Annotated in this window: 9 protein-coding genes; 6 read left to right on the top strand and 3 right to left on the bottom strand. The window is 70.9% G+C overall.

The genetic code is table 11. The features are described 5' to 3' along the window. Positions 1-57: 57 nt before the first annotated feature. Positions 58-5,550 carry an ATP-binding protein gene (locus FHR33_RS00695; RefSeq protein ID WP_183642027.1) on the bottom strand — a complete coding sequence of 1,831 codons (5,493 nt, stop codon included), beginning with the start codon at positions 5,548-5,550 and terminating at the stop codon, positions 58-60. A gap of 324 nt (positions 5,551-5,874) precedes the next feature. Here FHR33_RS00695 and FHR33_RS00700 point away from each other — a divergent pair, with 324 nt between their 5' ends. Further along, positions 5,875-6,042, top strand: coding sequence for a hypothetical protein (locus tag FHR33_RS00700; RefSeq protein WP_183642030.1), 168 nt, complete (start codon positions 5,875-5,877; stop codon positions 6,040-6,042). After that, entirely contained in the window at positions 6,036-6,998 is a 963-nt protein-coding gene (locus FHR33_RS00705) for a helix-turn-helix domain-containing protein (protein ID WP_183642033.1), read from the top strand. The genes FHR33_RS00700 and FHR33_RS00705 overlap by 7 nt, the downstream gene beginning before the upstream one ends. 3 nt (positions 6,999-7,001) lie before the next feature. Here the strand turns inward: FHR33_RS00705 and FHR33_RS00710 are convergent, their stop codons facing one another. Then, complete coding sequence (locus FHR33_RS00710) at positions 7,002-10,502, bottom strand: S8 family peptidase (RefSeq protein ID WP_183642036.1); 3,501 nt, start codon at positions 10,500-10,502, stop codon at positions 7,002-7,004. 356 nt (positions 10,503-10,858) lie between these two features. Here FHR33_RS00710 and FHR33_RS00715 point away from each other — a divergent pair, with 356 nt between their 5' ends. From FHR33_RS00715 to FHR33_RS00730, 4 genes are all read left to right on the top strand, one after another. Beyond that, positions 10,859-11,644, top strand: a complete 786-nt coding sequence (locus FHR33_RS00715; protein ID WP_183642039.1) for a hypothetical protein — start codon at positions 10,859-10,861, stop codon at positions 11,642-11,644. A gap of 139 nt (positions 11,645-11,783) precedes the next feature. Beyond that, entirely contained in the window at positions 11,784-11,969 is a 186-nt protein-coding gene (locus tag FHR33_RS00720) for a hypothetical protein (protein ID WP_183642040.1), read from the top strand. 116 nt (positions 11,970-12,085) lie between these two features. Next, positions 12,086-13,702 carry an FAD-dependent oxidoreductase gene (locus FHR33_RS00725; protein WP_183642043.1) on the top strand — a complete coding sequence of 539 codons (1,617 nt, stop codon included), beginning with the start codon at positions 12,086-12,088 and terminating at the stop codon, positions 13,700-13,702. A gap of 34 nt (positions 13,703-13,736) precedes the next feature. Beyond that, the gene (locus FHR33_RS00730; RefSeq protein WP_183642046.1) at positions 13,737-14,954 is read left to right on the top strand and encodes a cytochrome P450; all 1,218 of its coding nucleotides are present in this window, start codon (positions 13,737-13,739) and stop codon (positions 14,952-14,954) included. A 92-nt stretch (positions 14,955-15,046) separates the two neighbouring features. On the opposite strand, the gene FHR33_RS00735 is transcribed toward FHR33_RS00730, so the two are convergent. Beyond that, complete coding sequence (locus FHR33_RS00735) at positions 15,047-15,868, bottom strand: SDR family oxidoreductase (protein WP_183642049.1); 822 nt, start codon at positions 15,866-15,868, stop codon at positions 15,047-15,049. Positions 15,869-15,924: the final 56 nt, after the last annotated feature.

Consider the following 15,924-nt stretch of genomic DNA (forward strand, 5'->3'; position numbering starts at 1 on the left):
GCGCGAGAAGCCGGACGCCCGCCTCGAAAGGCGCGGGCATCCGGCTTCAGGCCCGGGTCAGGACTGTCGGGCGAGGCTCTTCTCGACCGTCTCGATGATGCGCGGCCGCAGCTCGGCGCAGCTGATGATCGCGTCCACCGAGCCGACCTCGACCGCCCGCTGGATGCTGTGCACGCGGTCGAACTCGGTGGCCACCTCGGTGAGCTTCTCGGCCCGCACCGACGCCCGCAGCTCGGCCAGCTCGGCGGCCAACGCGGCCCGGCTGGCCGCAGGCGCCTCCGCGACACGGGCGGCGAGCGCGAGCACGCGGGGGTCGTTGCCGGTCCGCTTGTCGACGTCGCGGGCGAAGACCACCGCGGCGGCCGGAGCACCGCCGAGTACCGAGGCGAACGAGCCCTCGACCGCGAGCACGGTCATGTTCGGGTTGAGCGCCTTGGAGAACACCACGAACGCGCCGCCGTGGTAGCGCGAGATCACGCAGAACACGATGGGTCCCTTGAAGTTCACCACCGCGCGGCCGATCTCCGCGCCGTACTCCAGCTGCAGCTTGCGCATCGACTCGGGCGAGCCGTCGAACCCCGACAGGTTGGCCAGCACGACCAGCGGGCGGTTCCCGCTGGCGGCGTTGATGGCCCTGGCGGCCTTCTTGGACGACCGCGGGAACAGGGTGCCCGCGGTGTAGGTGTCGGGGCCGTCGGTGGGAGGGAATCCGCGACGCGGCACGGAGCGGGACTCGATGCCCAGCAGGCACACCGGCCGGCCACCGAGATGGACGTCCTGGACCACCGCGGTGTCCGCGTCGGCCATGCCCGCCCACCGCTCCAGCACCGGGTGGTCCTGATCCGACAGGGCGCGCATGACCGTGCGGATGTCGAACGGCTTCTTGCGGTCCGGGTTGGACTCGGCGGAGAAGATCTGACCCACCGTCGTGAAGTCGCTGTCCGGCGCGGCGTGCGGGAAGGTCGACACGTCGCGGTCCGCCGGGTCGCTGGTGACCGTCTTGCGCGGCCGGCTCTCGCCCGGCGCGACGTAGCTGTGGTCGTAGTGCGACATCAGGACTTCCCGCGCAGCGCGGATGTCCGGCGCCCAGTACTGCGCCTGGCCGTTCGGGCCCATGATCCGGTCGTACCCGCCGATGCCGTGGTTGTCCTCGGCCGACACCCCGCCGGAGAAGTCGAGCGACTGCTTGCCCGTCAGCACCATCGCGGAGTCGGGCGTCATCACCAGGATGCCCTTGGTGTGCATGAGCATCGTGGCCTCGGCGTTCCAGTACGGCTGAGCACCGACGTTGATGCCCGCGACCACGACGTTGATCTCGCCGCCGTCCTGGGTGAAGGTCACGATCCGCTTGAGCGCGGCCGCCACCCAGTCCATGTTCTCGGTGCCGGACGACATCGAGATCCGGGCGCCCGCGGAGAGCGCGAACCACTCCAGCGGCACCCGCATCTCCTCGGCCAGGTCGAGCGCGGCGATCACCCGGGCGCACTCGGGCTCGGACAGCGCGCCGAGCGCCTTCGTCGGGTCGCCCAGCAGCACGACGCGGGTCATGCCCTCCGGGTGGCGCGGCGTGGGCGTGCTGACGACCCCCGCGACGATCGCGGCGGTGTTGCGCCCCTTGGGCCGGTTCACCGGCACCAGCTTCGCGTGCTCGTCCAGGTCGTACTCGGTGAACGAGCCGAACGGCCCGGCGAGCATGCCGGTCAGCTCGTAGGGGTAGGGCGTGCCCCGGCTGTGCGCGCGCAGCACTTCCTGGCGGTAGTCGTCCAGCGGCTCGATGGGCTCGGTCGGCGGCGGGACGATGGACAGCCGCACGCCGGAGCCCACGTCGTAGCCGATCTGGACGGCGATGTCGACGATCTCGCCGGTGGCGCTGTCGCGGCGTCTGCCGAGGAACAGCACCTCCTCCAGGCCCGCGCCCGCCGTCGTCGGCAACACGCGCTTCGCCACGGTGTTCAGGTCGTCCGAGGAGAGGTCGGTCGGCGGCCACACGTAGATGACGATCCGGTTCGTGGCGGAGGTCTTCGCGCCGGGCTTCTTGGCTCTGCGGATCGCGTCGAGGCACGTGACCAGGATGTCCTCGGCCGCGGGCAGCGCCACGATCCTGCCCTCGTCGTCGCGCAACGGGGTCAGGTCGCGCACCTGGCCCAGGGCGACGAGGCGCTCGTCGGAGGGGTTCTGCCGTGCGGCGGCCCTGAAGAGGTAGACCTCCTCGTCAGGCGAGGGCAGCCGGGTGAGGTCGAAGTCGCGCAACCGCTCCAGCTGCATGCGCTCGGCGATGCGCGGGTGCAGGCCGCGCAGCAGCCGTTCCTCCACGAAGCCGTCAGCGGACGGGCGGAAGGTGAAGTGGTGGTGATGCGTCACGGCGCCGCCGTTGCCCGCCACGGTCGTGGTGATACGGCCCACGCGGTTCGACGGCTCCTGCCCGGCCAGGACCTCGCGCAGGCGCTCGGCCATCTCGTCGGGGTCGCTCGGAGCGTCCGACCAGGCCAGGTAGACATCGGCCACCAGCAGGCCGTCACCGGCGAGCTCACCGACCGCCTTGAGCGCCTCGGCCAGCGCGGGGAAGTCGACCGCGGTGGTGACGACGCGGCCGTTGCCGGTCGCGGAGCGGTGATCGGCGACGACGAACGTGCAGCCCGCCACCTTGCTCACCCGGATGTCGCTCAGCGCGCGGTTGCCGTAGTAGCGGCGGCTCAGCACCTCCAGCAGCGGCACGGGATCGGTGCCTTCGCGGCCGATCCGCTGGCCGACCAGCCGGACGAGCGGCTCGGCGCTGGCGACCATCGCGGAGATGCGCTCGGCGCGGTCGGGCGCGTCAGGATGCTGGTCGAGGTGGCGCAGGTGCTTGCGCACGGCCGTGTAGACCTTAGCGCGGCTACGGCGCAGCAGCGGCTGTGCGAACCAGGCGAACACGACGCCGCGTGCCAGGTCCGCGACGGCGGGGAAGCGAACCTGGGTGGCGGAGACCAGGTGCTCCAGCGCCAGGCCGACGGTGACGCGGTCCGCCTCGGCGGGCGGGGCCTCCTTCACCCACTGGCGCAGCAGGCTCGTCACCACGGCGACGTCGGCGGAGGCGCGCTGCTGGGCCAGGAAGATCCGGAAGACCGCGTCCTCCAGCTCCGGCGTGCGGTCCAGGCCTTCGACGCCGTAGCGGGACAGCACGTGCGTGAGGCGCTGTTGGAAGCTCTCCGACAGCCCGGACCGCTCAGGGTCGAGGTACTGCAGGTAGATGTGGAAGTACTCGCGGGGGCTGTGCACCGAGGAGTCGGACTTCGACTCCTCTCCCGCGGGCCTGTTGCGGCTCAGTTCGCTCAGGTCGGCGAACAGGCGCAGCAGCTCGACCTCACCGGCCAGCTCGTGGTCGCCCCCGGCGACGAGCTCGGCGCGCGCGGCCAGGTAGTTGGCGAGCAGGCGCCCCTCGTCCTGTGAGTCGATGTCGAAGCCCAGCAGGAGGCTGCGCAGGTCCTGCAGGCCACGTGCGGCCCGCGCGGCCGCGGGCACGTCCACCGGCTCGGACGGCAGGTCCAGCTCGACCTCCTCCGCCGCCTCCCCGGGACCGGCCGCCTCGTCGCCGTCACCCAGCGGCTCCAGGCGGAGCAGGCGGGCGCCCGCCTCCACCTGGCTGCCCACCGACACCGCGACCTCCCGCACGCGTCCGCGGAACGGCGCGCGCAGCACGGTCTCCATCTTCATGCTCTCGACCACGAGCAGCGGCGCACCGGCCTCGACCTCGTCGCCCGCCTGCAGCGGCGTGGCCACCACGAGCGCGGGCACGGGCGAGCGCACGATGCCGCCCTCGTCGCGGCTGATGCGGTGCGTGATGCCGTCGACCTCGACCAGATGGATCGGGCCGTGCGTGCTCGTGACGACCTTGAAACGAACGCCGTTCACGGTGAGCTGGCCGCTGTGCTCGTCGAAGCGCTCGATGTCGACGTCGGCCGCGTGCTCGGGGCCGCCCGCCGAGATGCCGATGCGGAACCGGTGGCCGCCGGTGCGGGCGACCTGGACGCGGTAGCCGACGTCGCGGAGCTTGAGCTCCAGCGCACGACCGCTCTCGTGCTGGGCCTGCGGACGGCCGCCGTGCGCGGTGGACAGGAAGCGCTGGCGCGTCACCGCCTCCTCGTCCTCGTAGGCCTCGATGGCGGCGGCGATCAGGGCTATCGCGGAGTGCTGGTGCGACACGAGAGCGCCCTGGGCGCGCACACGGTCGATCCAGCCGGTGTCGGCGGAGCCGTCGATCACCGCGGGTTCGTCGAGCAGCAGGCGGACGAAGCTCTTGTTCGTCACGCCGCCTTCGATGATGACGGTCGTCTGCGCCATCGCGCGGCGCAGGCGGGCCAACGCCTCCGTGCGGTCACGGCCGTGCGCGATGATCTTGGCGATCATCGAGTCGAAGTCGGCGGGGATCACGTCGCCCTCGCTGAACCCGGTGTCGACCCGGATGCCAGGGCCGCTGGGCAGCGCCAGCCGCGCGATCCGGCCGGGCGAGGGCGCGAAGTCGCGGTCGGGGTCCTCGGCGTTGAGGCGCGCCTCGACGGCGTGACCCCACTCCTCGGGCGCGTCACCCTCGAGCTTGCCGCCCGCCGCCACGTGCAACTGGGCCTTCACCAGGTCGACGCCGGTGGTGATCTCGGTGATCGGGTGCTCGACCTGAAGCCGCGTGTTGACCTCGAGGAAGGCGAACAGCTGCTCGCCGGGGTGGTAGAGGAACTCGATGGTGCCCGCGCCCCGGTAGCCCACCGCGAGCACGAGCCGCTCGGCCGACGCCTTCAGCTCGGCGACCTGCCCGGCGTCGAGAACAGGGGAGGCGGACTCCTCGATGATCTTCTGGTTGCGCCGCTGCACGGAGCAGTCGCGCACGCCCAGCGCCCACGCGGTGCCCTGACCGTCCGCGATGACCTGCACCTCGACGTGCCTGGCGCCCGTCACCAGGCGCTCCAGGAACACGACACCACTGCCGAACGCGCGCGCGGCCTCCTGACGCGTCAGCTCGTAGGCCTGGGTCAGCTCGTCGGCGTTGGAGATCTTCCTGATGCCGCGACCACCGCCGCCCGCGGTCGCCTTCAGCATCAACGGGTAGCCGATGCGGTCGGCCGCCGCCTTGGCGTCCTCCAGCGTCTCCACCGGTCCGCGACTCCACGGCGCGACGGGCACGCCGACCTCTTCGGCGATCAGCTTCGAGCCGATCTTGTCACCGAGCTTGCGCATCGCCTCGGCGCTCGGGCCGACGAACGTCACGCCGATCTCGGCGCACAGCTCGGCGAACGCCGGGTCCTCCGCCACGAAGCCCCAACCGACCCAGGCCGCGTCCGCGCCGGTCTCGACCAGGGCCTTCCTGAGGACCGCGTGGTCGAGATAGGGCCGGTTCGCGGCGAGACCCAAGTCGTAGGCGATGTCAGCCTCGCGGACGAACGTGGCCGTTCTGTCGGAGTCCGTGTACAGGGCGACGGTCTCGATCCGTGTTCCGGTCTCCGCGGCTAGGTCCCGAACGGCGTGGATGAGCCGCATGGCGGCTTCACCGCGGTTGACGATGGCGACACGACTGAACACTGAGGGCCTTTCGAAGACGATGAACACGGCGGCCGTCCCGCCTCAACCGGTATCCATACTCTCGGGTGCCCCCGGATACGGCCATGCGGGGTACTGAGCGTGCTTCACGGCCGGAGTTGTGGGGATCGTACAAACGATTCACGTCACGAAAGGTCTCGGGAGCTCCTCCAGAGTCGCCGGGGTGACCGATCTCTCCTACCTCGCCGCCGTCCGGGAGCCAGGCGGACTGCCGCCACCTTGCTGGCCCGCAGGCGACCGGTCGTGAGGTGCGGCTCTGGTTGAGGCACCTCCCTGGACCGGCACCGGCATCCCTACAATGGCCGGGTGAACCACACCGTCCTGGTGGATGACCTCGAAGCGCCACGTCATGGTGCGGGCGTGCCCTCGGCCGCCAGAGCGTCCACCCAGGACGGCGAGAGCCGCGTGCGGCGTGACGTCGCCGCCCCGCCCGCGCCGGAGATCCTCGACCGGATCTCCCGGATGACGTGCTGAGCGCCGCGGGGCTGAGCGCCGAGGAGGAAGCCGCCTACCGGCTGCTGGTCAGAACCGCCGGGGTGGAGCCCGCCGAGCTGGCGGCGGAGCTCGGCGTCGAGAGCGAGGCGGCGCGGCGGGCGCTCGGCTCCCTGCTCGCCAAGGGCCTGGCGCGAGCCGTACCAGGAGAGCCTGACAGGTTCACCGCCGTCGCGCCCGACGTGGCGCTCGCGGCCCGGCTGCACAGGCGGCAGGAGGAGGTGGACCGGGCCAGACAGGCCGTGGAGCAGCTCACGGGGGAGTACCTGGCCCACTCGCGGCGCCGCGAGGCCGCCCAGCTGATCGAGGTGATCACCAGCAGGACGGCGCTGCGCGAGCAGTTGCGCCTGCTGCAGGACAACGCGCGGCACGAGGTCGTCAGCCTCTGCAGGGCCGGGCACGTGGCGATGACCTCCCAGGAGAACACCGAGGAGCTGGCCGCGCTGGGACGTGGGGTCGGCTACCGCGTCATCTACGAAGGGGCGCTGCTGGAGGAGCCCGGCATGCTGGTCAACCTCGCCGACGGGATCAAGCTGGGTGAGCAGGCGCGCGCCCTGCCCACCCTGCCGGTGCGGATGATGATCGCGGACGGCGAGCTGGGCGTGCTCCCGCTGATCCAGCACACCGGCGGGCTGACCCAGCTCACCGCGGCGCTGATCAGGCCGAGCAGCCTGCTCGACGCGCTCGAGGCGCTGTTCGAGAGCCTCTGGGAGCGGGCCACCCCCGTCAGTCTCACCACACCGGGCAGCCCGCTCGACTCCGACCACCTCTACCTGCTGTCGCTGCTGGTGGCGGGCGTGCCCGACAAGTCGATCGCCACGCAGCTGAAGGTGTCGCAGCGGACCGTCCAGCGCCGGATCACCCACCTGATGGAGCAGGCGGGCGCCCAGACCAGGATGCAGCTGGCCTGGCACGCCGCCCGTGAGAACTGGCTCTGACGGTCAGTAGGCCCTGATCACCGTCTGCCTGACCTGGTTGCCGCCGGAGTCGGTGGCGGTGACGCGCAGCGACGGATGCGGGCGAAGGACGACCGCGCTGTAGCGGCCATGGCCGAGCGGAAGGACCGGCTGCCTGCGCCAGGTCGCCCCGTCGTCATAGGACACCTCCAGCCGCAGGTCCTTGGCGGTCAGCCCGCTCACTCCCTTCTGGTGCCGTACGGCGAGGCCGAGCAGTCCGGGGCGCACGTCGTAGTCGACCTGCAGCAGCGGCAGCACCTGCTGGCCCTGCTTCGACCTGAACGTCCAGGCCGTCTCGGTCGCGACCGCCGTCGTCCACTCCTCGGAGGTGCGCCTGGTGGACAGCTCCAGGCGGTACTCGGCCTCCTGCGGCACGGCGGGGAAGGCGCCCCAGGCGGCGTCGCGTTCCTCCACGAGCTTGCCGTCCCTCAGGAACCTGGCCGAGGCGCTGTCGTTGTCGACCCCCGCGCGGGAGACGTGGCCGGAGGCGTCGACGAACTCGGGGACGCGGATCTCCAGCGTGTCGCCCGTGCGGGTGGAGGGAGCCAGCCAGTCGGGGATGGCGGGCCGTACGACGGGGGCGTGCCAGCTCTCGCTGACCCGCTGACCGGGCCGGTAGGTGCGGGGCGGCTCGGTCAGCCCGTCCTGCAACCGGTTCATGTCGTCCCAGGTGTACTGGTGGTTGACGAGGTGCTGCCAGAACGAGCCGTCCGCGCTGACGTACTCGGCCCGCCGCGACGGCGTCTTCACGATCCGCTGCTTCTCCATCTGGCTGCCCAGGGAGTAGGCCTGCCAGGGCCGCCAGCCGAACCGCTGCTCCTTGGCCCACCCGAACCCGCCCGTGTCCTGATATTTCGTTTCGATGCGGGCGGTGTTGCGGTCGCTCACCTCGTGCACGATCGTGTCCGGCACGTGCCCGGCTGAGACCTGCATGACGTCATAGAGGTACGGCGAGGCCATCGTCCCGCTGATGTCCAGCAGGGCGTGCCCCTTCCTGACCCTTTCGAGCAGCCGCTGCCCGTGGTCGTTGGCGATCAGCATGACGGGGATGGGCAGCCTCACGTTGGCCGGGCTCCATCCACGTGCGAGCGCGTCGTCGGGGGTCATCACGATGATCGCGGCGACCGCCCCCGCCTTCACCGCGGCCTCGGCGCCGGCTTCCCAGTCCGGAGAGTCCATCACGGCGACCTTGCCGCGCGCGCCGTCCGCTCCCTCGGCCAGCCGCCACAGGTGGCGGCCCTCCAGGCCGGGCGAGCCGCCCAGGAAGCCCATCGGGTAGGTGGAACCCGCCACCCGGGCGGTGATCTTCGGAGCGATCAGCTGCCAGCGGGAGGCGAACTCGAACGTGCCCTGGCTGACCGGCTGGGTCGGTGAGACGTTGAGGCCCTCGACGACGTCGAAGTTCATGACGCCCTGGGAGATTCTGCGCGAGCCGAAGGCGCGGTGGGTGAAGTAGGTGAAGATGCCCACCTGCTCCACCGGCTCGCTCACCTTGACGGTGACGGGGCTGGTCCTGCGGTAGTCGAGGACCACCTCCAGGTCGCGGTCGACCTTGAGCTCCGGGATGACGACGAGCCCGTCGCGCGGGTGCATGCGGCCCCAGCCGCTCGCCAGGTTGATCGCCTGCGTCATGTAGGTGCCCTCGGAGACCTCCACGGTCAGGCCCTGCTCGGGCACCCAGGTGAAGACGTCGTCCTGCTGCGACGCTCCGAACATCGACAGGGTGTCGGTGCTCGTGGGCCTGCCCGCAGCGTCCACGGCGGTGAAGCGGACGGTGTGCTGCGGTCCCTTCCAGGTCAGTGCCAGCGTGGTGTGCACCGTCTCGGCTCCCGCGGTCGCCGTGACGTGCCCGCCGTACCTGCCGAAGGACAGCTTGGCCAGGTCCACGCGGACCTGGACCTCGGCGGTGCCGCCGGCCTCGACTGTGACGCTCTGCGTGCTGAGCACGGCGCCCTCAAGGGTGCTGGAGAGCGCGAGCGTGACCGGCGCCGCCGTGCCGTTGGTGTAGGTGATCGTGCCCTCGGCCGTGCCCGTCCCCTCACCCTTCTGGTGCTTGCCCAGGTTGACCACGCCCGTGGCCGTCACGCCCTGCCGCAGGGCGCGCGCCACGTCGAGCCTGCCCGCGCCCGCGTCGTCGACCTGCTGACCGGCCACCGTCCTGGCCGAGCCCACCAGGGCGTCCTTGATCTGCCCCGCCTTCCACTCCGGATGGCGCTGCTTGAGGATGGCGGCGGCCCCCGCCACGTGCGGAGTGGCCATGGAGGTGCCCGACGCGGCCGTGTAGTGCTCGTCGACGGGCTGGCCCATGCCGGTGCCTGTCGCCCTGGCCGCGACGATGCCGACGCCCGGCGCCGTGAGGTCCGGCTTGGGCGCGTCGTCCAGACGCGGACCCCTGCTGGAGAAGTCGGCGATGGCGTCCTTGCCGTCCACCGCGCCGACGGTCAGCGCGGAGGTGGCCGCTCCCGGGCTGCCCACGGAGTAGGCCGCGCCGTCGTTGCCCGCCGCGACCACGAAGAGCGCACCGGTCCGCTCGGTGAGATTGTCGACGGCGACGCTGAGCGGGTCGGTGCCGTCGGTGACGTCACCGCCGAGGCTCATGTTGATCACCGACGCTCCCTCGGCGGCGGCCCATTCCATGCCCTCGATGACGCCGGACAGGGTGCCTGACCCGTCGTCGCCGAGCACCTTGCCGATGATCAGCTCCGCGCCGGGGGCGACGCCCTTCTTGCCGACCCCGCCCGCGATGGTGGCGGCCACGTGGGTGCCATGCCCGTGGGCGTCGTTCACGCTCTCGTCGCCGGTGAACACCTTGGTCTGCTTCACCCGGCCCGCGAGATCCCGGTGGGCGGCGTCGACTCCGGTGTCGAGGACGGCGACCTTGACGCCCTTGCCGTCGAACCCGGCCTGCCACGCCTCAGGCGCGCCCACCTGCGGCACGCTGTGATCGAGCGAGACCTTGACCTTGGCGTCGAGCCAGATCTTCGCCACGCCCTGGGACAGGCTCGCCCGCTCCTCGTCCAGAGACTTCCACAGCTGGCCGATCGTGCGCTTGTCGGCCGAGACGGCCCGCCCGTTGACGCTCTCCAGCGGAGTCGCGGTCCTGGTGGCCATGCCGTCGTAGACGAACAGCAGCGGCAGCTTGTCCGTCTTCGCGTCGTCGTAGCCCTGCTCGATCAGGCCGGTGACGGAGAACAGGCTCGGGTCCAGCCGCTTGGCCGCCAGGTAGGGCACCATGTCGGCGGGGAGGACCCGCAGCTCGCCGTCCTCCTCGGTGGTGTGGAAGCCCATCCGGTCACGGCCGGGCCCCGGCTTCACCTCCACCGCGCGCCTGCCCTGCTCCGACTCCCTCACGGTCACCACGTCGCCGGTGATCAAGGTGACGCGGTGGACGCCGGAGGCGGCAGGCTGCGCCGCCGCGGGCGACGGGGGACTCAGCAGGGCGGCGGCGGATACTCCCACCGCCGCCACATGTGCGGACCAGTGCATGGGGGGTGAACCTCTCGTATCAACAACTAGTGATCACGAGAGTGGGCGATGGCGGGCTCTGCCCGCCAGCCTCAGGACCTGCCGTTTGTCTGCCATGTCGCTAATGCGACAGCGGCCGTCGGGGTTGTCCTCGCGCGCGGTGATGACGAGGTGTCCGTCTCGGCCGTCCCGGCGGTCGTCCGGCCGGACGCGCGGGCGACCTTCTGTGTCCTTCTACGCACAAGATCAATTGTGTGTCCTTTGGCGTGTTTCGCGGAGAGCCGGGGCGTTTTGATGTGAGCGCAAGCCGATGGAGAGACCGTCCGCAGACGGAAGGTCCCATCGGGGGACTCCATCACGATCAAGGACAAGGATCCATGCGTACCACCAAGCACCTGACCCGGCTGTCGCTGCTGGCCGCCGTCTCCACGGCGCTGATCGGCTCTGTCGCCGGCCCCGTCCACGCGGCCTCGGCGGGGACCGTCGACCTGACGGCTGGGAAGATCACCTACACGGCGGGGGCCGGAGGGATCAACAGCGCGTCCATCACCGTCTTCAACGGGCAGATCGCCGTCTTCGACACCGAGCCGCTCACCCCCAAGGGCGGGTGCCGTCAGCTCACCCCCCGCGCGGTCACCTGCGGCACCAGCGCCACGGAGTTCACCGCCAACCTCGGCGACATGGACGACTCCTTCAGCGTCGGCGTCTCCTTCAGAGGCGCCGTCAACGGCCAGGACGGCAACGACAGCCTCATCGCCGGCGCCGGCTCGTCCACCGGCAGAGCCATCACCTGGAGCGGTGGCGCCGGCATCGACACCGTCTCCTACAAGAGCAGCGACTCCTCGGTACGGGTGAGCCTGGACAACCAGGCCAACGACGGCCGCAACATCGACTCCGACAACGTCAGGGACGACGTGGAGAACATCGTCGGCTCCACCTTCGGCGGCGACTTCCTGATCGGCGCCGACTTCGCGAACAACCGCATCGACGACGGCGGCGGCGCCGGCGACAAGCTGTTCGGCCTGGGCGGCAACGACCGGCTCTTCGCCAAGGACCTGGCCGCCGACGGCGACCTGAACTGCGGGCTCGGCATCGACGAGATCGTCGTCGACAAGACCGTCGACCCCCGGCCTGTCGGCTGCGAGACCGTGCAGGAGTTCTGATCATCGCCTGGCCCTGGCGTTCATCGGAGCGGCAGGGTCCCCGGCCCTCGCATGACCGCGACGAGCGTCGCGATTACACACCGTAGTGAGTGGATACGTAGCGTCCGACCGAACGTGCCGCCGCCGGAAGAAGGATCACATGGGCAGTGTCGAGCCGCCGGTGAAGCTGCTCAGGACGCCTCGCGCCGCAGGGGTGGCGGGGATCCTCGCCGCCCTGCTGGTCGTCAGCACGGTCACCTGGTCGGAGCTGCTCTTCCCCGTCCGGGTCCTGGTCGTCGGCTGCTTCCTGCTCGCCTCCCATCGGCGGCGGAGCGCGTCCGCTTGACCGCGAAAATACCCACTCCATGGCTCTTCGTCGCTTATCGCCGAGAAGGAGTCGGGTAAGGGGGTGACAGATCGGCCTGGTGGCGTATGCCGGCCCGGATCGACGGGGGAGTGGCTGTGAGGGTTGTCGTTGATCTCACGCGCTGTCAGGGCTACGGACAGTGCGTCTTCCTGGCGCCGGACGTGTTCACGATGCACGGCCAGGAGGCGCTCATGTACGACACCGACCCTGACGACGCCCAGCGCGAGCACGTCCTGAGGGCCGCCGCGGCCTGCCCTGTCCAGGCGCTCCACGTCGACAGGATGGCCACCCAGCACAGAACCGTGGAGCCCGAGCTGCGCCATCCGACCAGCGACGTCGACGGCGAGTTCAAGCGCAACGGCCACATCGTCATCGTCGGCGCCTCACTCGCCGGGGGCAGGGCCGCGGGTGTCCTGCGCAGGGACGGCTTCAAGGGCAAGGTGACCCTCATCGGGGACGAGAAGCACCAGCCGTACGACCGGCCGCCGCTGTCCAAGCAGGTGCTGACCGGCAGGGTGGACGCCGAGCACACCATGCTTCCCCACCTGCGGGAGATCGAGGTCGAATGGCTGGCGGGAACCCCCGCGACAGGGCTCGACATCGGCGCCAAGCAGGTGACCCTCGCCGACGGCCGGCAGATCGGCTTCGACAAGGTGCTGATCGCCACCGGCGCGCGCGCCAGGCCGTGGCCCATCGAGGCCGAGGCGGCGCTCGACGGCGTGTACGTGCTGCGCACGCTCGATGAGGCGGACCGGATGCGCAGGAGGCTGGCCGCAGGCGTCAACCGGGTCCTGATCATCGGGGCCGGGTTCACCGGCTCGGAGGTGGCGTCGGTCTGCCGCGGCCTGGACCTGGAGGTGACCGTCGTCGAGGCGGGGCCCGCCCCGCTGGTCGGCGCGCTCGGCAGGGTGATCGGCGACATCGCCGCCGGCATGCAACGTGACGCGGGCGTGGATCTGCGTTGCGGGGTCACGGTCACCGAACTGGTGGGGGACGAGCAGGGACGGCTGACCGGCGCGCGGCTGTCCGACGGAGGCACGGTCGAGGCCGACATGGCGGTCGTCGCGCTCGGCGCGGTACGCAACGTCGAATGGCTGGAAGGCTCGGGCCTCGCGGCAGGGCCCTGGGGGGTGGCCACCGACGCGGGCTGCCGCGCCGTCGACATCAACGGCCTGGTCACCGATGACATCTTCGTCGCCGGTGACGTGGCCAGGTTCCCGCACCCGGTCTACCACTACCAGTTCATGTCGCTGGAGCACTGGGGCAACGCCGTCGCCCAGGCGGAGATCGCCGCCCACAACATGCTCAGCGACCAGGCTCATCGCTGGCCGCACCTGTCGCTGCCGGTCTTCTGGTCCAACCAGTTCGGCGTCAACATCAAGTCGGTCGGCGTGACGAGCATCGCCGACGAGGTCGTGATCGCACAGGGCTCGGTGGAAGAGCGCCGGTTCGTCGCCGTGTACGGATACAAGGGCAGGATCACCGCCGCGGTCACCTTCGACCAGGCGATGTGGCTGGACTTCTACCGGGACCTCATCGAGCGGGCCACACCGTTCCCGCCCGACTACCGCATGGTCGGCAGACCCGACGAGATGCGGCCCGTCCCTGCCGAGGTGCCGCAGCGGATGGCGCCCGCGGCGGGCGCGACCGTGGTGGTGACGGGTCATGACCCAGCCGAACGTCGCGTCTCTCTCGTACGGCAGCAGCCGTAGGACCCACGAACCACCGGACAGGGGAGGCACCTGCGTGGAGCCGGCAAGCATCTACGAGCAGATCCACCAGTTCACCAACCGGGCGAACCCGTACCCGCTGTACGCCGAGCTCCGCGAGACCCCCGTGGCGCGGCTGGAGGACGGCGGCTACGTCGTCAGCACCTACGAGGAGATCGTCGCGCTGCTGCACGACCCGCGCGTCAGCTCCGACAGGCGGAAGCTGGCCCACCCGCCGCCCGGCGAGCCTCTGCCACCCTCCTTCATCGGCACCGACCCGCCCGAGCACGACCGGCTCAGGCGGCTGGCGATGCGGCACTTCGGACCGCCCCACTCGCCGCGCGTGGTGGAGAACATGCGCGGCGAGCTGCACGAGATCGTCAAGGACCTGATCGACGGCGTCGCCGGCAGGACGCAGGCCGACATCGTCGACGACATCGCCTACCCGTTCCCCGTCACGGTCATCTGCCGCCTGCTCGGGGTGCCGCGCGAGGACGAGCCCAGGTTCCACGCGTGGGCCGAGCAGATCGTCGAGAACATCGGCCCCGGCGAGGGCGACCAGGACGAGCGGGCCAAGCGCCGCACGGCCGCCGTGCTCGCGCTGGCGACCTACCTGGGGGAGCTCGCCCAGGCCCACCGCAGGAACCCCGGCGACGACATGCTGTCCGGACTGGCGACCTACGAGGGCCCCGACGGCTCGCTGTCGGATACCGAGCTGATCACGACCGCCGCGCTGCTGCTGGTCGCCGGGCACGAGACCACCGTCAACCTCATCACCAACGGCATGCTGACCCTGCTGCGCAACCCCGGGCTGATCGAACGGATCCGCGACGAACCCGACCTGATCATCCACACCGTCGAGGAGCTGCTGCGTTTCGAGCCTCCGGTGCACTTCCTGCCGCAACGCGTCGCCCTCGACGACATCACGATCGCGGGCGTCACCATCCCCAAGGGGTCGAGCATCGTCCTGGCACTCGCGTCGGGCAGCCGCGACCCCGCGCACGTGCACGATCCCGAGAGGTTCGACCCCGACCGTCCCTACATCCAGCATCTCGGGTTCGGCGGGGGGATCCACCACTGCTTCGGCGCGCCGCTGGCCCGCCTGGAGGCCCAGATCGCGCTGCGCGAGCTGGCGAAGCGGCTGGTGAACCCGCGCCTGGTCACCGACCCGCCGCCCTACCGCCCGAACTCGACGCTGCGCGGGCCGCGCCACCTTCTCGTCGAGTACGACCGGGTCCTGCCGTACCGGCCGTGACCGCGACGAGCGCTCCTGGAAGATCGGATCGTGCCCGCCGTGACGGACCGAGACCCGCGCGCCCGCCTTCGCCGGAGATCGGGGGCGTGTGCTCAGGGCTGTCGCCACACGCCCCTGGCGGCGGCCTCGCCGGCGTAGGTGCCGAAGTCCTTGCCGGGGCGTTCGAGGACCTCCTCCACGACCCCGGTGGGTACGGCGTCACCCTGCGCCGCGGCGGCGGAGAAGTTCTCGATCAGGGTGTCGATCACCTCGTCCGGTGTGCCTTCGGCGCGCAGGGACTCGCGGTACGCGCCGGGGGTGCCGTCGAAGTGAACCGTGAGCCCGGTCGCGCGCTGGATGTGGTCGAGCGCCTCTGGGAATGACAACGCCCTCGGACCGGTCAGAGGCAGGACCTGGCCGATGTGATCCTCCCGGATCAGGACCCGGGCCGTGACGGCGGCGATGTCGTCGGCGTCCACGAAGCCCTGGCGGGTCGAGCCGACGGGCACGCACAGGCGCCCATCGAGGACGGCCTGGCGAAAGAAGGTCTCGAAGTTCTGGTTGAACCAGTCGGGGCGGACGATCGTCCACGCGCATCCGGACTCGCGTACCTGTCGCTCCGCCTCCTGGAGGTGGGTGACGTTCATGACGTCGACGCCGCGGTCCGAGTGAAGGACGACCCTCCGGACCCCGGTTCGGTAGGCCTCCCGCATGAACGACTCCGGCATGCCGGTCTGGTCCGGCAGCAGGACGTACATGGTGTGGACGCCGTCGAGGGCGGCGCTCCAGGTGTCCGGGACCGACCAGTCGAACCGGCACTCAGCGTGCCTGGCGGCGACCCTGACGCTGTGACCGGCGTCGCGTAGCCGGTCGGCGACCCGGCTTCCGACCGTGCCGGTGCCGCCCAGGACGAGGATGGGGGTGTTCGTGGTCATGCTGACACGCTACGGACGGTCGCGGACGGATCCTGTCCTCATCTCGGGGTGAGATG

Origin of the sequence: Nonomuraea dietziae (assembly GCF_014195505.1) — a bacterium.
Classification (GTDB): Bacteria; Actinomycetota; Actinomycetes; order Streptosporangiales; family Streptosporangiaceae; genus Nonomuraea; species Nonomuraea roseola.